At 66.2% G+C, this 17369-nt stretch carries 12 protein-coding genes, 2 pseudogenes and 1 riboswitch; of the genes and pseudogenes, 10 read left to right on the forward strand and 4 right to left on the reverse strand.

The window, feature by feature from the left end; translation table 11 throughout:
- Nucleotides 1-179 precede the first annotated feature (179 nt).
- From EAG14_RS18035 to EAG14_RS18075, 9 genes and pseudogenes are all read left to right on the forward strand, one after another.
- The gene (locus EAG14_RS18035; protein WP_240456835.1) at nucleotides 180-569 is read left to right on the forward strand and encodes a type II secretion system protein GspH; all 390 of its coding nucleotides are present in this window, start codon (nucleotides 180-182) and stop codon (nucleotides 567-569) included.
- The gene (gspI, locus tag EAG14_RS18040) at nucleotides 566-967 is read left to right on the forward strand and encodes a type II secretion system minor pseudopilin GspI (RefSeq protein ID WP_099743095.1); all 402 of its coding nucleotides are present in this window, start codon (nucleotides 566-568) and stop codon (nucleotides 965-967) included. The genes EAG14_RS18035 and gspI overlap by 4 nt, the downstream gene beginning before the upstream one ends.
- Nucleotides 968-1660 (forward strand): type II secretion system protein J, encoded by a 693-nt coding sequence (locus tag EAG14_RS18045; protein WP_099743094.1) that lies wholly within the window; start codon nucleotides 968-970, stop codon nucleotides 1658-1660. It begins immediately after the preceding gene.
- Nucleotides 1657-2669: pseudogene (gene gspK / locus EAG14_RS18050) on the forward strand (type II secretion system minor pseudopilin GspK). Before EAG14_RS18045 ends, gspK begins: the two are co-directional and overlap by 4 nt.
- A 62-nt stretch (nucleotides 2670-2731) precedes the next feature.
- Nucleotides 2732-3991 carry a type II secretion system protein GspL gene (gene gspL, locus EAG14_RS18055; protein ID WP_121729703.1) on the forward strand — a complete coding sequence of 420 codons (1260 nt, stop codon included), beginning with the start codon at nucleotides 2732-2734 and terminating at the stop codon, nucleotides 3989-3991.
- A complete protein-coding gene (gene gspM / locus EAG14_RS18060; protein ID WP_121729704.1) occupies nucleotides 3988-4527 on the forward strand; it encodes a type II secretion system protein GspM in 540 nt (179 codons plus the stop codon). Before gspL ends, gspM begins: the two co-directional genes overlap by 4 nt.
- 152 nt (nucleotides 4528-4679) lie before the next feature.
- Nucleotides 4680-5421, forward strand: a pseudogene (gene gspN / locus EAG14_RS18065) (type II secretion system protein N).
- A 4-nt stretch (nucleotides 5422-5425) separates the two neighbouring features.
- Nucleotides 5426-8035 (forward strand): type II secretion system secretin GspD, encoded by a 2610-nt coding sequence (gene gspD / locus EAG14_RS18070; RefSeq protein WP_162996033.1) that lies wholly within the window; start codon nucleotides 5426-5428, stop codon nucleotides 8033-8035.
- A 220-nt stretch (nucleotides 8036-8255) separates the two neighbouring features.
- The gene (locus EAG14_RS18075; protein ID WP_099657929.1) at nucleotides 8256-9644 is read left to right on the forward strand and encodes a GspE/PulE family protein; all 1389 of its coding nucleotides are present in this window, start codon (nucleotides 8256-8258) and stop codon (nucleotides 9642-9644) included.
- A gap of 53 nt (nucleotides 9645-9697) precedes the next feature.
- Here EAG14_RS18075 and EAG14_RS18080 read toward each other — a convergent pair whose 3' ends face one another.
- The 4 genes from EAG14_RS18080 to lpxC form a co-directional block, all read right to left on the reverse strand.
- Nucleotides 9698-10066 (reverse strand): DUF2845 domain-containing protein, encoded by a 369-nt coding sequence (locus EAG14_RS18080; RefSeq protein ID WP_162996034.1) that lies wholly within the window; start codon nucleotides 10064-10066, stop codon nucleotides 9698-9700.
- A gap of 115 nt (nucleotides 10067-10181) precedes the next feature.
- Nucleotides 10182-11831, reverse strand: a complete 1650-nt coding sequence (locus EAG14_RS18085; RefSeq protein WP_121729706.1) for a methyl-accepting chemotaxis protein — start codon at nucleotides 11829-11831, stop codon at nucleotides 10182-10184.
- Nucleotides 11832-12035: 204 nt separating this feature from the next.
- Complete coding sequence (gene thiC, locus EAG14_RS18090; RefSeq protein WP_121729707.1) at nucleotides 12036-13940, reverse strand: phosphomethylpyrimidine synthase ThiC; 1905 nt, start codon at nucleotides 13938-13940, stop codon at nucleotides 12036-12038.
- 121 nt (nucleotides 13941-14061) lie between these two features.
- Nucleotides 14062-14185, reverse strand: a riboswitch (TPP riboswitch).
- Between the two features lie 57 nt (nucleotides 14186-14242).
- The gene (lpxC, locus tag EAG14_RS18095) at nucleotides 14243-15166 is read right to left on the reverse strand and encodes a UDP-3-O-acyl-N-acetylglucosamine deacetylase (protein WP_099657926.1); all 924 of its coding nucleotides are present in this window, start codon (nucleotides 15164-15166) and stop codon (nucleotides 14243-14245) included.
- A gap of 205 nt (nucleotides 15167-15371) precedes the next feature.
- On the opposite strand from lpxC, the gene EAG14_RS18100 reads away from it, so the two are divergent.
- A complete protein-coding gene (locus tag EAG14_RS18100; protein WP_121729708.1) occupies nucleotides 15372-17144 on the forward strand; it encodes a methyl-accepting chemotaxis protein in 1773 nt (590 codons plus the stop codon).
- The last annotated feature ends 225 nt before the right edge of the window (nucleotides 17145-17369 follow it).

Raw genomic sequence — 17369 nt, forward strand, 5'->3', positions numbered from 1 at the left:
CGCCCCAGGCGAGGGATGCCGTGGAGCTGGCTTCGCCAGGCCACTGGCGTCGTCCCCTCGGGGGCTGAGATGCCGCGGCTCCAAGCCTGCCTGCGCAGGGTCGGACGGCATCGAAGAGCTGCCGCCTCTGGCGGCGGCACCGAGCGGGTGGCGGCTCAGGGGGGTTCACTCTTCTAGAGTTGCTGGTCGTCATCAGCATCATGGCGCTGGCCACGGCCGGGGTGTCCATGGCCATCCGCGACAACGGCCAGACCGTGCTGGAGCGCGAGGCCGCGCGGCTGGCCGCGCTGCTGGAATCAGGCAGGGCACAGTCGCGCTCCACCGGGGCCCCCGTGCGCTGGCGAGCGACGGAGCAAGGCTTCAAGTTTGAGGGCCTGCCCGCCAGCGCCCTGCCCAGCCAATGGCTGGACCCAGGCGTCACCGTGCGCGGCACCGCCGCGTTGCTGCTGGGGCCGGAGCCCCTCATCGGCCCACAGCAAGTGGTCATCACCCACCAGAACTACCCCGACCGCGCCCTGCGCGTGGTCACCGACGGGCTGCGCCCCTTCACGGTGGAGTCCCTGCCATGACACCGCAGCGCACAGCCACTCGCCCAGCGTGTCGCCCGGCCCATCACCTCACCCGTGGCTTCACCCTGGTGGAAGTGCTGGTCGCCCTGGCCATTGTGGCCATTGCGCTGCTGGCAGGCACGCAGGCCGCCAGTACGCTCACCCGCAATGCCCAGCGCCAGTCCGACATCGTGCTGGCCCAGTTGTGCGCCGAAAACGAATTGATCAAAGCCCGCCTGTCGCGCCAGATGCCCAGCGTGGGCGACAGCACCGAGCCCTGCGAGCAAGCGGGTCGGCAGTTCACGGTGAACGTGATCGTGCGGCCCACGCCCAACCCCCAGTTCCGGCGCATGGATGCGCAGGTGTTTGACGCAGACATGTCCATCCTGCGCATCTCCACCATCATCGGGAGGAACTGAATGCGCCCGTTGACCCAACCGAGCGGCGTGGCAAAGCCAGCCCTGCGCGGCTTCACACTCATCGAACTGCTGGTCGCCATCACCGTGATGGCGCTCATCGCCATCTTGAGCTGGCGCGGCATCGACGGCATGGTGCGCACGCAAGAAGCCACACGCCAGCGCGCCGACGACATGCTGGTGCTGCAAGCCTCTCTGGCCCAGTGGGGTGCCGACCTGGACGCACTGGTGTCCCCGCTGGCCCACACCACGCCACTGGACTGGGACGGCCAAGTGCTGCGCCTGACGCGCCGCAGCACCGCCGTGCCCGACGAAGGTCCCGTGGTGGTGGCCTGGACGCGCCGTGAGACCAATGCCGGGGCGCAGTGGCTGCGCTGGCAGTCCCCCACCGTGCGCACCCGCACCCAATGGCAAGAGGCCTGGGCACGGGCCGCGCAATGGGCCCGCACCCCGGGCGATGCCGAACGCCGCAGCGAGGTCGCGCTCATCCCCATCGACGGCTGGCAATTGTTCTATTACCGGGGCGGTGCCTGGTCCAACGCGTTGTCCAGCGTGGGCACGGTGCCCGGCACAGACGGCAGCAGCACTCTGCCTGAGGGCATACGCCTGCAAATCACCCTCAGCCCTGGCGGTGCGCTCAGCGGCCTGCTGGTGCGCGACTGGATCAATCCCGCACTGGGAGGCAGCCGCACATGACGCTGCACCCGCCCGCCAAGCCCCAGCCACTGAGCGCCCCGCGTCAAACCGGGGCCGCCCTGTTGGCAGCCATGCTCACCGTGACGCTGGTGGCCACCCTGGCCGCTGCCGCGATGTGGCAGCAGTGGCGCGCAGTCGAAGTGGAAACCGCCGAGCGCGGCCGCGTGCAAGCCGCGTGGATCTTGGTGGGGGCACTGGACTGGTCGCGCCTGATCCTGCGAGAAGACGGCCGCGCTGGCGGCGCCGACCACTTGGCAGAGCCTTGGGCTATCCCGCTGCAAGAAGCGCGGTTGTCCACTTTCTTGGCGGCCGAGCGCAACGTCTCGCAGGTGGACGATGCCACAACAGACACTACCGAGGCCTTCCTGTCGGGCCAGATCATCGACATGCAAAGCCGCTTGAACCTCACCAGCCTAGTCGATGCCGGGCAGGTGCAAGCGGGGGGCTGAAGCAATTCACCCGCTTGTTTGAGCGGCTGGGCCTGCCGCAGCAGCAGCTCACATCCCTGGTGGAGGCTTTGCGCAAAGCCCAGTCGGCTGCAGGCACCGACGACGCCAACGCGCCACTCATGCCCCAGACCGTGTCGCAACTGGGCTGGCTGGGCGTCCCCGCCAGCACCATCGCCATCCTGAGCCCGCATGTCACCATCTTGCCCGTGCGCACCCCGGTGAACCTGAACACCGCTCAGTTGGACGTGCTGTGGGCAGCTATCGATGGGATCGACTTGGCCAGCGCCCAAAAGCTGATCGCCAGCCGCGAATCGCGCCACTTCAAGGTGCTCAACGATGCCATAACGTTGCTTGGAACAAACACTGTGCCAGACACCGATCTGATCACGGTCGCCTCGCGCTTCTTTGAAGTGCGTGGGCGCCTGCGGCTGGGCGAATCCGTGGTGGACGAGCGCTCTCTGGTGCGCAAAGACAGCACCAACAGTGTCGTGACCCTCTGGCGCGAGCGCGGCGTTTTTGACCGCGACCCCGCCACTGCAGCCGCACAGGCACCCCGCTGACAGGGCAGAACATGCCCCCAACCGACATGTCAGCCCCCTAAAATGGCCTGCAAAACCTGCCCATGAGCTCCCTGATCCTTACCCTGCCCCTGACGCCACCGGGCATCGCCACCAAATACAGCTACACGCTGACGTCGGACGGCCACACCGCCACCGACCATGCGCGTGCGGCTGCCGCCTTGCTGCCCGAGCCCTCACGCCCCGGCGGCGAAGTGGTGGCCATGGTGCCGATCTCGGCCCTGTCATGGCAGCGGGTGCAACTGCCCCCCGGCATTCCGCTGGGGCCCAACCACCAGACGCCGCGCCTGCGCTCCATTCTGGAAGGCCTGCTGGAAGACCGCCTGCTGGACGACCCCGCCCAACTGCACTTTGCGCTGCAGCCCGGCGCCGAGGCTGGCAGCCCCGTGTGGGTTGCGGTGTGCGACCGCAGCTGGCTGCGCGACAACCTGCAAGCGCTGGAAGCCGCAGGCCGTGCTGTATCGCGCGTGGTGCCTGAGTTTGCCCCCGGCCCCACAGCCAGCGGCACCACCGAAATCTGCGCCATGGGCAGCCCCAGCGAGCCGCAGATGATCCTGTGCGGCCAGGGCCCCGACCAGAGCGTGACCATGCTGCCCCTGTCGGCCGCCGTGCTGGCACTGGCAGGGCTCACATCCACCACCGACGACGACGCCCCCGCCCCCGTGGTGCGCGCCGACCCGGCCGTGGCCGAGGTGGCCGAGCGCACCCTGGGCCGCCAGGTCACACTGCACACCGCTACCCAGCGCGCGCTGGATGCCGCCCGGGGCGACTGGGACCTGGCACAGTTTGAACTGGCCAGCACCAGCCGCATCCGCGCCATGCGCAAGGCAGGCACCGCAGCCAGCGCGCTGCTGTACGCCCCCCAATGGCGCGCCGCACGCTGGGCCGCCGCCTTGCTGGTGGGCGTGCACCTGGTGGGCTTGAACCTGTGGGCCTGGCAAGAAAAGCAGGCCTTGGCCGCCAAGCAGGTGGCCGTGCGCAATGCGCTGACCACCACCTTCCCCCAGGTCAAAGTGGTGGTGGATGCCCCCGTGCAGATGGAGCGCGAACTGGGCCTGCTGCGCCAAAAGGCAGGCAGCGTATCGCCGCGTGACCTGGAACCCCTGATGGAGGCCGTGGGCGCCAGCCTGCCGGACGACCGCGTGCCCACCACCCTTGAATTTGCCCCCGGCGAGCTGCGCCTGCGCGGCGTCACCCTGGCCCCCGACGAGGAATCTGTGTTCAACACCCGATTGCAGGCCGCTGGCTACAGCGCGCGCACCGAAGATGGCACCTTGCTGGTGCGTGCCGAGGGGATGCCATGAGCCGCGCCGCCGCCCTGCAAGCGCGCTGGAAGGCCCTGGCCCCGCGCGAACAAAGTCTGGTGATGGCAGCCGCTGGCGTGGTGCTGCTGGCCCTGTTGTGGTGGGTGGCCCTGGCCCCAGCCCTCACGACCTTGCACCAGGCGCCCGAACTGCATGGCAAGCTGGACTTGCAACTGCAGCACATGCAGCGCCTGCAGGCCGAAGCCCAGCAACTGCAAGCCCAGCCCCAGACCTCGCCCACCGACGCCGTGGGCGCGCTGCGCGCAGCACTTACCCAGCGCCTGGGCACCTCCGCCCAGATGAACGTGCTGGGTGACCGCGTCACCGTCACCCTCAAAGGCGCACCGGCCGATGCCGTGGCCCAGTGGCTGGCCCTGGCCCGCACCAATGCGCGCGCCGTGCCGGTCGAATCGCGCCTGACCCGCAGCACCGCAGCCACCCCAGCCAATGCCGGTCCGGCCACACTGGGTAACACCGGTGCCGCGCCGGTGCCCCGCTGGGATGGCACCGTGGTGCTGGCCCTGCCCGCCCGTTGACACCGACTGTGCCCATCAACGCACCCCACGCCGTGCCTACCCGCCCCCGATCCAGCACCAGTCGCTCCAACAGCGCAGGCCAAGCCAGCAGCAAGGGCCGCTCACGTTCGCGCAGCGCCTCCAAGCCGCCCCGCGCCCCTTGGGGCTGGGCCATTGCCGGAGCCCTGGCAGGGCTGCTGCCCGCCATCGTGGTCTTTGCCCCCGCACAGTGGCTGACCCAGCGGCTGAGTGCCGCCACCGGGGCCAGGTGCAATTGACGCAAGCGCGTGGCACTGTGTGGACCGGCTCTGCCCAACTGGTGTTGACCGGTGGCGGCGCCAGCCAAGACCGTGCAGCCCTGCCCGGCCGACTGGAGTGGCAGCTGCGCCCCTCCTGGAGCGGGCTGCGCCTGCAGGTGCATGCCAGCTGCTGCACCCAGCAACCCATTCAGGCCAGCATCCAGCTGCAGTTGGGGCGTGTGCGCCTGGCGCTGCAAGACAGTAGCAGCCAGTGGCCCGCCGCCGTGCTGGCCGGGCTGGGCACGCCGTGGAACACGCTGCAGCCGCAAGGGCAATTGATGTTGCAAACCCGGGGGCTGGAGGCGGTGTGGTCTGCCGGGCGCATGGTGCTGGCAGGCACGGCGCAACTCGATGCCATGTCCATGTCCTCGCGCCTGTCAACCCTGCGCCCCATGGGCAGCTACCGGTTGAACCTGGCGGGGGCGAAGTGCCCACCCTCACCCTCAGCACCCTGCAAGGCCACCTGCAACTCAGCGGCAGTGGCCAGTGGGTGGGGCAACGCCTGCGCTTTACCGGCGAAGCCACAGCGGCCCCGGACCGCGAAGCGGCACTGGCCAATCTTCTGAATATCATCGGGCGGCGCAGCGGCGCACGCTCCCTCATTACCGTGGGTTGACCCTATGACGACTTCCATTCTTTCGCCACGCCTGCGTTTTGCTATGAATAGCATAGCTTTCAGCGCTTTCTTGGCGTGCCTTAGCGGCCAAATTCATGCGCAAACTGCGGTGGGCACGGGCACCAGCAGCGTGCGCTCGGGCGAGCCGGTCACCCTCAACTTTGCCAACGCCGAGATCGAAGCCGTGGCCCGCACCATGGCCACCATCACCGGGCGCAACGTGGTGGTGGACCCCCGCGTGAAGGGACAGCTCACCCTGATCACCGAGCGGGCCGTGCCTCCGGCCGCCGCGTTCCAGCAGTTTCTGGCCGCACTGCGCCTGCAGGGCTTCACGGTGGTCGAATCTGCGGGCCTGTACAAGGTAGTGCCCGAGGCCGATGCCAAGCTGCAAAGCGGTGGCGTGAGTGTGTCGCAAGGCGGCAGCGCGAGCGGCCCCAGCGGCGGGCAGATCGTCACGCAGATCTTCAAGCTCAACTTTGAGAACGCGGCCAACCTGGTGCCGGTGCTGCGTCCGCTGATCAGCCCCAACAACACCATCAACGTGAACCCCGGCAACAACTCGCTGGTGATCACCGACTACGCCGACAACCTGCAGCGCTTGGCCCGCATCATCGCGGCCATGGACGTCTCCAACGCCACCGATGTGGAGGTGATCCCGCTGCGCAATGCGGTGGCGGCCGACATGGCTCCGCTGGTGTCGCGGCTGATCGACGGCAGCAGCAGCGGCGCAGCCGCCGGTGCAGCGCAGGGGCAGTCCGACAACTCCTTCAAGACCACGCTGCTGGCCGAGCCCCGCAGCAATTCGCTGATTCTGCGTGCCGCCAACCCGGCACGCGTGGCGCTGGTGCGCATGCTGGTCGAAAAGCTGGACCAGCCACCGGTGCCCGGCAGCGCCGCGTCCACCGGCAACATCCATGTGGTGTACCTGAAGAACGCCGACGCCACCAAGCTGGCCACCACCCTGCGTGCAGCCATGGCCAGCGCCAACGGCAATGGCAGCTCCAGTGGCGGCGGCGTGTCTGCCAGCAGCACCAGCACGGGCAGCACCAGCGCATCGTCGCTGGGCAACAGCACGAGCAGCAGCAATGGCGGCGGCCTGGGCTCCAGCGGTGGCCTGGGAGCAAGCACAGGCGGCAGCAGCGGTGGCGCCACCAGCAACCAACCTTCGACCGGCGGACAAATCCAGGCCGACCCGACCACCAACTCGCTCATCATCAGCGCCCCCGAACCCCAGTACCGCCAGCTGCGCGCCGTGATCGACAAGCTCGACGGCCGCCGCGCGCAGGTGCTGGTCGAAAGTCTGATCGTGGAAGTCTCTGCCAGCAAGCTCGCACAGTTCGGCATCCAGTGGCAGGGCACCGTGGGCAGCAGCGGCAGTGGCACTGTGGGGGTGATCGGCACCAACTCCGGCACGGCAGGCACCAACATTCTGAGCGCCACAGCGGCGCTGGCCACGGGCTCCACGTCCAGCATTGCCACCGCCGTCGGTTCGCTGGGCGGCGGCTTGAACATGGCACTGGCACCGCGCATCAACGGCCAGTACTACCTGGGCGCGTTGGCCAACTTCCTGCAAAACAGCGGCGACGCCAACGTGCTGTCCACGCCCAACCTGATGACGCTGGACAACGAAGAAGCCAAGATCGTCATCGGCAACAACGTGCCGTTTGTGACGGGCTCTTACGCCAATACCACCGGCAGCAGCACCGTGAACCCGTTCAACACGGTAGAGCGCAAGGACGTGGGCCTGATGCTGCGCGTGCGCCCGCAGATCAGCGAGAACGGCACGGTGAAGATGGCGATTTACCAGGAGGTCTCGAAGATCGACGCCTCCACGCTCAAGGACACCAACGGGCCCACCACCAGCAAGCGCTCCATCGAGTCGAACGTGGTGGTGGACGACGGCAACATCATCGTGATTGGTGGCCTGCTGGAAGACAGCTACTCGCAGGCCGAAGACAAGGTGCCAGTGATGGGCGACATCCCCGTGGTGGGCGCCCTATTCCGCAGCGAAAACCGCTCGCGCAAGAAGACCAACCTGATGGTGTTCCTGCGCCCCGTCGTGGTGCGCGACACCGTCACCAGCGACGCCCTCATGGCCGACCGGTACGAGTCCATCCGCGCGCTGCAGCAAGTGGTGCAGCCCGCCTCCAACCCAGTGATGCGCTCCGTGTCTGGCGCGCCCATCCTGCCGCCACTGGAGCCCCGCCCCCGCGCCGAGGCCCCGGCGCCCGCCCCCGCAGCCCCCGTGGAGGTGCCCGCACCGCTGATGCCACAGCAGGTGGTGCCGCCGCCTGTGGTCACGCCCGCTCCTGCCGCAGCCCCTGTGTCAGCAGCACCCATGCCGCAAGCCACGGAGCCCGCAGCCCAGGCCGAGCAGGCACTGCCACCCACGTATTTTGTGAACGTGGGCATTTTTGCCAATGACAAAACCGCCACCGACGCGATGAACAAGCTGCGCAAAGCGGCACTGCCGATGAATGTGCAGACCGTGAACACCAACCGGGGCAACCGCACCCGCGTGCAGGTGGGCCCGTTCAACACGCAGCAGGCGGCAGACAAGGCGGCTGTGTCGGTGCGCGCCTTGGCACTGGAAGCCGACGTGATTCGGCAGTGAGCGGTGCGCTAGCGTGCTGCGCCCTGGACGCAAGAGGGCCCCGCCCGGCAGCGCAAGCGCCACGGCGGGGTCGGTGTTTGGCAGGCAGCATCTTTGCCTGCACACACCGCATGCACTACGCCTGAATTTCTGAGCAGCCCCCGGCCTTCTCGCCTCCGTGAGCCACCCTCAGCCCCCTCAGCCCCCTAAGCCCCCAAGCCCCGTTACCCACCGAACCGCCATGCGCCACCCCCTGCCCTACGCCTTTGCCCGCTCATCGCAGCTGCTGCTCGAGGACGATGGCCAGCAGCTCGTGCTGTGGCACGGCCCTGCGCCCGACGTCACGGCGCTGTCCGAAGTGCTGCGCAAGCACAAGGTGCGGCACCTGCTGTCGCTGGATGCGCCCAGCCTGGCCCAGCGCATCAGCGCGGCCTATGCCCAAGGCGAATCCAGCGCGGCCACGGTGGTGAGCGAGGTCGAGTCCGATGCCGACCTCTCGCGCATGATGCAAGAGCTTCCCGCCGTGGAAGACTTGCTGGAAACCGCAGACGATGCCCCCATCATCCGCATGCTCAACGCCCTGCTCACGCAGGCCGCACGCGACGGGGCCAGTGACATCCACATCGAGCCGTACGAGCGCCACTCCAGCGTGCGCTTTCGGGTGGACGGCACGCTGCGCGAGGTGGTGCAGCCCAACCGCGCGCTGCACGCCGCACTGATCTCGCGCCTGAAGATCATGGCCGACCTGGACATTTCGGAAAAGCGCTTGCCACAGGACGGGCGCATCAGCCTGCGCCTGGGCACCCGCGCCATTGATGTGCGCGTGTCCACCCTGCCCAGCGCCCATGGCGAGCGCGCCGTGCTGCGTTTGCTGGACAAGAGCGAGAACAAAATCAGCCTGGAAGCCGTGGGCATGCAGGGCGAGACTCTGCGCCGCTTTGAGGGGCTGATCAGCCAGCCGCACGGCATCATCCTGGTGACCGGGCCCACGGGCTCGGGCAAAACCACCACGCTGTACGCGGGCCTGGGCCGCCTGGACGCCACGCGCAACAACATCATGACGGTGGAAGACCCGATTGAGTACGAGTTGCCCGGCGTGGGCCAGACGCAGGTGAACAGCAAGATCGACCTGACGTTTGCCAAGGCCCTGCGCGCCATCCTGCGCCAGGACCCGGACATCATCATGATCGGTGAAATCCGCGACTTCGAAACCGCACAGATCGCCATCCAGGCCTCGCTGACCGGCCACTTGGTGCTGGCCACGCTGCACACCAACGATGCGGCCAGCGCCGTGACGCGGTTGATCGACATGGGGGTGGAGCCCTTCCTGCTGTCTTCCTCGCTACTGGGCGTGCTGGCCCAGCGGCTGGTGCGCAAATACTGCGGTACCTGCCATGGCAAAGGCTGTGAGGCCTGCGGGCACACGGGCTATGCCGGGCGCACCGGGGTGTTCGAGCTGCTGGTGACGGACGACGCCATCCGCGCACAAATCCACGCCCAGGCCTCAGAAGCCGAGATCCGCACGGCCGCCCTGGCCGCAGGCATGACGCTGATGCGTGAAGACGGCGAGCGACTGATTGCGGCAGGAGTGACCAGCCGCGAAGAAGTGCTGCGGGTGACGCGCGACTGAGCGAGTGCCAATCACCCGGCATTGAGAGGCGGGCTACAGCCCTCAGCGCCTTGTTAAGGCACTGACTGCCCGTACACCAGCGACCACAGCCGCCCCCCGCGAAACTGCAGCCTGGCCGGCAGGTAGCCCACACCCCGGTCGTAAATCCACTCATCCACGGGCTGACAGGGGGCCAGCCAACGGCCATAGGGCGCGTTGTGCGGGCGGTCTATCCATTGGATTTCTACGGGTGCGCAATAGGCCCCCGTGGCAGTGGGCTGGCCACACCGCAGGGCCACGGTGGCCATGGTGTCGCCCACCCCCACGCTGCCCGACTGGCATTGCAAAGACTCGGCCTGCGCAGCCCACGGCACGCTACCAGCCAAGCTAATCCACAGGGCCCACGGGGCCCAGACTCTCCGGCGGGGTGCAAGGTGTTTCATGGGGCAAAGGTATCGTCTATGCACCATTTTGGCCCAACGGGGATGGTCACCGTCAACCAGCCAACGGGCAAACCGTAACCAAGGCCCGGCGCTGATCCGCCCCCGCACCAGTCGGTCAAGCCAACTGGGGCACCACCGAATGCCCAGGCAGGGCATTGCCCCCATAGCCCATCGCAGCCCCGGCAACGGAGGCCGATCGCATGCCCCCTGCGGGCAATTTGAACTGGGCCACGGCCCGGGTCAGTTGCACAGCCTGTTCGCGCAACGATTCGGACGCGGCCGTGGACTCCTCGACCAGCGCCGCATTCTGCTGGGTCATGTTGTCGAGTTGGCTCACCGACTGGCTGATCTGGGCCACGTTGTCGCTCTGCTCGGAAGACGATGCCGTGATCTCTCCAATGATGCTGGACACGCGGTGCACGCTGCCCACGATCTCGGTCATGGTCTGCCCGGCCTGGGTCACCAGGCGCGAACCGTCTTCGACCCGCTCCACCGACGAGCCGATCAGGCCCTTGATCTCCTTGGCGGCCTCGGCGCTGCGTTGAGCCAGGCTGCGCACCTCGCTAGCCACCACCGCAAAGCCCCGACCCTGCTCGCCTGCGCGGGCGGCTTCCACCGCAGCATTCAGCGCCAGGATGTTGGTCTGGAAGGCAATGGAGTCGATCACGCCGGTGATATCGGCGATCTTGCGCGAACTGGTGGTGATCTGGTCCATGGTGGTTACCACTTGCGACACCACAGAGCCCCCCCGAGCGGCGACCTCGGCCGCCGAAGCCGCAAAGTCACTGGCCTGGCGCGAGGACTGGGCACTTTGCTGGATGGTGCCGGTGAGCAGTTCCATCGAGGAAGCCGCTTCTTCCAGATTGGCCGCCGTCTGTTCCGTGCGGTGGCTCAGGTCATGGTTGCCCGTGGCGATTTCAGAGCTGGCGGTCGAGATATTACCCGCGGCCTCTTGCACCTGGTGCACCAGGCCACGCAACGCGTCCTGCATGCGCGCCATCGCGCCCACCAGTTGCCCCACTTCGTCGGTGGAGGTGACTTGCACATCCCGCGACAAATCGCCCCCCGCAATGCGCTCGGCCAACTCGCTGGCCTGCGAGATGGACTGCGTAATGGAGCGAACACTGAAGAACGTGAGCGGAATCAACACCGCCAGGGCCAGCAGCAAGGCCCCACCAATCAGGCCCGACATGGTGGAGGTCAGAGAGTCCACGCCTTGGCGGGCCTCGTCCATCTGCTTGCGCGCATCCATGGCCAAGTCCAACAACAGCTTGTCGCTGGCCTCCATGTGCTTTTTGTACTTGTCGGCGTAGGCTCCGCCCACCGCACCGTCAATCTGCGCCCGCTCAATCTGCTCGAACACGGGGGAAATGCCGGTTTCGTATTCCTTGACCTCTGCCAACGCCTTGTCGATGGACGCCGCAAAGTTGGCATCGGAGGTCTGCACCTTGCGCACATCGCTCAGCCCCTTGTTGAGCGACTGCAGCGACTTCTTCCACAGGTCGCGCTGGGTGGACACCTCAATCGTGTTGTTGAAGTTGATGATGATGTCCTTCTCCGCACGCCGCAAATCCCCCAGCGTGGTGCGCAGCTCGCTCATGTCGGTCAGGGTCTGCACCCGCTGGGTGAACAGCACCTCCAGCGTTGTGCGCGTGCGCTCCAGCGCCAAGTACCCCATGGCCCCGATCACTACCAGCAAGACCAAGGAAAACACCGTGCCAAAGTACAGACGGGTGCGAATAGACAGTCGATTCAGGGCGTTCACGGCGCTTCCTTACATTTTTTAACAACCTGCCCAAAGAATAGCAACTTTGATGCCATTGCGCTGTGATGTGCACCAAAGAAGACACCCACTCTGGGGCAGGCAAATACTGGGCGCGACTGTATGCGCCCACACACCTGCCCCTTTACAGGGTATGCACCCGGTTTCCCGCCATGAACAGGGAAACACAGGGGCCATTAGGGCGGCTTATTCAGCCTTCAATGGCACGTACAACTGCCCGCCATTGCGCTGGAACTCCACCGCCTTCACCTGCATGCCCTGGACCAGTGCGTTTTGCTCGTCCACGCCCTTCTGCGCGGCAAAGTCGCGCACCTCCTGCGTGATCTTCATGGAGCAGAACTTGGGCCCGCACATCGAGCAGAAATGCGCCACCTTGGCCGAGTCCTTGGGCAGGGTTTCGTCGTGGTATTCCTTGGCCGTTTCGGGGTCCAGGCCCAGGTTGAACTGGTCCTGCCAGCGGAAGTCGAAGCGCGCCTGGCTGAGCGCATCGTCGCGCGAGCGAGCGCCGGGGTGGCCCTTGGCCACATCGGCAGCGTGGGCAGCGATCTTGTACGCAATGATCCCCTGCTTCACGTCGTCGCGGTCGGGCAGTCCCAGGTGCTCCTTGGGCGTCACGTAGCACAGCATGGCCGTCCCCATCCAGCCGATCATGGCCGCGCCAATGGCCGAAGCAATGTGGTCGTAGCCGGGGGCGATGTCGATGGTCAGCGGGCCCAGGGTGTAGAACGGCGCTTCGTGGCAGGTCTTGAGCTGCTCGGTCATGTTGGCCTGGATCATGTGCATGGGCACGTGGCCGGGGCCTTCGATCATGGTCTGCACGTCGTGCTTCCAGGCCACCTGGGTCAGCTCGCCCAGTGTGTGCAGCTCGGCAAACTGGGCTTCATCGTTGGCATCGGACGCGCAGCCAGGCCGCAGGCCATCGCCCAGGCTGAACGACACGTCGTACGCCTTCATGATGTCGCAGATATCTTCGAAGTGCTCGTACAGGAAGCTCTCGCGGTGGTGCGCCATGCACCACTTGGCCATGATGGAGCCGCCGCGCGAGACGATGCCCGTGCGCCGCTGCGCCGTGAGGTGGATGTAGGCCAGGCGCACACCGGCATGGATGGTGAAGTAATCCACGCCCTGCTCGGCCTGCTCGATCAGCGTGTCGCGGAAGATCTCCCAGGTCAGGTCTTCGGCCACGCCACCCACTTTTTCGAGCGCCTGGTAGATCGGCACGGTGCCAATCGGCACGGGCGAGTTGCGCACGATCCAGTCGCGCGTGGTGTGGATGTTCTTGCCAGTGGACAGGTCCATCACGTTGTCGGCGCCCCAGCGGATCGCCCACACGAGCTTTTCCACTTCTTCTTCAATGCTGGACGTGACGGCCGAGTTGCCGATGTTGGCGTTGATCTTGACCAGGAAGTTGCGGCCAATTGCCATCGGCTCCACCTCAGGGTGGTTGATGTTGGCGGGGATGATGGCGCGGCCCCGGGCCACTTCGTCGCGCACGAACTCGGGCGTGATGATGCGCGGAATGCTGGCGCCCATCGGGTTGCCCATCAGGCGCTTCTCGCGGCCTGCGTCCTGCATGTACTGCTCCATCCACTCGCGCTTGCCGTTTTCGCGAATGGCCACGTATTCCATCTCGGGCGTGATGATGCCCTTCTTGGCGTAGTGCATCTGCGTGACGTTGGCACCGGCCTTAGCGCGCAGCGGCTTGCGTTGCAGGGCTGCGGCCTCGGCACGCAGCTGGGCCAGGCGCGTGGCATCTTCGCTCTTTTGGCCATCGTCCAGCGCCACGGGCGCGCGGCCTTCGTAGTGCTCCACATCGCCACGGCCGGTGATCCAGCCGCCGCGCACGCTGGCCAGGCCTTGGCGCACGTCGATCACGGCGTTCGGGTCGGTGTAGGGGCCCGAGGTGTCGTACACGCTGACCTGCTCACCGTTGGTCAGCGCAATGTCGCGCACAGGCACGCGCAGGTCGGTGTGCAGGTGGCCGGGGATATAGGCCTTGCGCGATGCAGGAAAGGGTTCGCGGGTGCGGGCGAGCAGCTCGGCAAACTTTTCGGGGGCGGCGAGCTGGGCGTGGGGATCGGGGGCGTTCATGGGCAGGTCTCCTGGTTCCGGTGGCGGTGGGTCTGCTCCGGAATGGACCTGTGCACCCCTCGGGTGGCTGCGCATGGCAGCCCCTGAGGCAAGGCGTGCCCGCAGGGAGTGCGGGCACGGGGACAAGGAGGTCGGCTCTTCTTCCGCCGGTATGAACCGGATCAAGTTCGTCGGGTTCGCAAGCTGGCCTGAATTTCTTCAGGCCTCTCGCATCTCAGCGCATCAGCACACCCCGGAGCAGGCGCGAGTATAGGCCACAGAGGCAAAAGGAAGGCGCCCAGCCGAGATTGCGCAGCGCAGGATCACCAAGCCCGTGCAGGCTGAGCGAAGCCGGCTGGGGCTGCGCGCTCGTCGTCAAAAGTGACAACATCCCAGGCATCGCGCTGGGCCAGCAGCTCACGCAGCAACTGGTTGTTCATGGCGTGGCCTGAGCGGAAGGCGCTGTAGGCGGCCAGCAAGGGCTTGCCAATCAGGTACAGGTCGCCCATGGCGTCCAGGATCTTGTGCTTCACGAACTCGTCGTCATAGCGCAGGCCGTCGCTGTTGAGCACCTTGTAGTCATCCATGACGATGGCGTTGTCCAGACCACCGCCCAGCGCCAGACCGTTGGATCGCATCATCTCCACATCGCGGGTGAAGCCGAAGGTGCGTGCGCGGGCGATGTCGCGGCTGTAGTTGCCTTGCCCCAAGTCAAACTCCACACGTTGGCCCGTGGAGTCCACCGCAGGGTGGTCAAAGTCAATTTCAAAGCTCAGCTTGTAGCCATGGTAGGGCGTGAGCTTCGCCCATTTGGCGCTGGGGCCGGTGCCTTCGCGCACTTCGATCGGGCGGTTCACGCGGATGAAGCGCTTAGGCGCACGCTGCAGCTCCACCCCCGCGCTTTGCAGCAAGAACACGAACGAGGCGGAAGACCCGTCCAAGATCGGCACCTCTTCGGCCGTGATGTCCACATACAGGTTGTCGATGCCCAGGCCCGCACAGGCCGACATCAGGTGCTCCACGGTGTGCACCTTGGCCCCACCGGCAGAGATGGTGGAGGCCAGGCGCGTGTCGGTCACCGACTCCGCATGGATGGGAATGTCCACCGGCTGGGGCAGGTCCACGCGACGAAAGACGATGCCCGTGTCGGGCTGCGCCGGGCGCAAGGTCAACTCCACGCGCTGGCCACTGTGCAATCCCACGCCAACGGCGCGGGTCAAGGTCTTGAGGGTGCGTTGCTGGAGCATCCGCACATTTTAGTTGCGTGCCCCGCAACATGCTGGCATGCGCCCACGCAGACTCGTTTTCCCTGACAAAGGGCGCCCCATGCCAGCCCCACAATCCATGAGGTTACTTGTTGTTGCAAGTCAAGGCAAACGCAGATAGGCGTGCACGTACTCACTGCGCGAGTCATGGCATTGCTAGAGTTTGAGAGAAAACTGGAGACACACGATGAACAAGCTTGGATTCAAAATGAAGGTGCTGCTGATGCTGGGCACGGCGTTGGCAGCGTTGCTGTTCATGGCCGTCACAGCGCTGCTACAAGAGCGCTCGCTGATCATCGAATCGCGGCGCGAACAATTGGCCACGGCCGTGCAGTCAGCGCACAGCATCGTGGCCGCCTACCAGGCCAAGGCTGCCAGCGGCGCCATGGGCCAGGAAGAAGCCCAAAAAGCCGCCAAAGAGGCCCTGCGCCTTGCCCGCTACGGCGGCGCCGAGGGCAAGACCGAATACTTCTATATCTGGACCACCGACGGCGTGGGGGTAATGCACCCCATCAAGCCCGAGTGGGACGGCCAGAACATGCTGGGCAAGGTCAAGGACGGAGCGGGAGTGGACATCATTGCCCAACTCGTTGAAGGCATGCGCAACAGCCGCGACGGCAAGGCCTTCGTCTCCATGATGTTTGCCCGGCCGGGCCAGCAGACGCCTGTGCCCAAGCTGCAGTACATCGTCAAAGTGGATGGCTGGAACTGGATGGTGGGCTCGGGCCTGTACACCGACGACATCGACCAGCAGGTGCGCAAAACGCTGCTGTCGGAACTGGCCGTCGTGCTGCTGGTGATGGCCCTGGTGGGCGGTGTGGGCTTCACAGTGGCGCGCTCCGTGCTGCGGCAAATTGGGGGTGAGCCCAGCCAGGCCATCGGCATCATGTCGCAAGTGGCGCAAGGCAACCTGGACACTGAAATCCCCAGAGCCCACCCAGGCTCCATCCTCGACGAGCTGGCACACATGGTGAATGCGCTGCGCCGCCTGGTGACGGAGGTGCGCTCGGCCACCGACAGCATCGCGACGGCGTCCACCGAAATCGCCCAGGGCAACAACGACCTGGCCCGGCGCACCGAAGACACCGCCAGCAACCTGCAGACCACGGCCAGCAGCATGGAAGAGCTGACCAGCACCGTGAAGCAGACCTCGGACTCAGCCCAGACCGCCAACCAGATGGCCACATCGGCCGCCGAAGTGGCCGCACGGGGCGGTCAGGTGGTGGCGCAGGTCGTGGCCACCATGCAAGACATCAATGCCAGCAGCAGCAAGATTGCCGACATCATTGGCGTGATCGACGGCATCGCCTTCCAGACCAACATCCTGGCGCTGAACGCGGCCGTAGAAGCCGCCCGCGCCGGTGAGCAAGGCCGGGGCTTTGCCGTGGTGGCGGGCGAGGTGCGCAGCCTGGCCCAGCGCAGCGCCGAGGCCGCCAAAGAGATCAAATCACTGATCAGCGCGTCGGTTGAGAAGGTCGAATCGGGCACCAGCCTGGTGGGCAACGCCGGGGCGACCATGACCGAAATCGTGGCCAGCGTGCAGCGCGTGACCGACATCATTGGCGAGATCCGCGCGGCCACCTCAGAGCAAAGCCAGGGCATTGAGCAGGTGAACACGGCCGTGAACCAGCTCGACCAGATGACGCAGCAAAACTCTGCCCTGGTGGAGGAATCGTCTGCCGCCGCCGACAGCCTGCGCGAACAGGCTGTGAAGCTCACCGAGGTGGTGGCCCTCTTCCGCGTGAACGGCAGCACGGCCAGCACGCCGCACGCACCCGTACCTGCTCCGGCCAGGGCCCCTGCACCACGCCCGACACCACGCCCCGCGACGGCCTTGCCCAAGGCCAAGACCCCTGCCGCCAGCCCACGGGCACCCGCCCCCAAGCCCGCAGCCGCCCTGCCCGCCAAGTCCAGCCCCAAGCCGCCCGCAGGCGACTCGGGCGATTGGGAGAGCTTCTGACGCGCCACGCGCTTTGCTCAACCTGGGCACCCGCTGCTTCCAGCGGCGGATGCCCAGGCCCCAACAAAAAAGCCCCGGTCTTGCGAACGGGGCTTTTTTGTTGGGGCCTAAAGCCCTTAGGGCGCTATGTTTTTAATAGCCGCCAGCGCTTATTCAATGGCAGGCTTCAATACAAACACCTTGAAAGTCCTTTAAAAATAAGCGCTAGCAGCTCATATTTTCATA

It is taken from the genome of Acidovorax sp. 1608163, from assembly GCF_003669015.1.
In the GTDB taxonomy this organism is placed as follows: domain Bacteria; phylum Pseudomonadota; class Gammaproteobacteria; order Burkholderiales; family Burkholderiaceae_C; genus Acidovorax.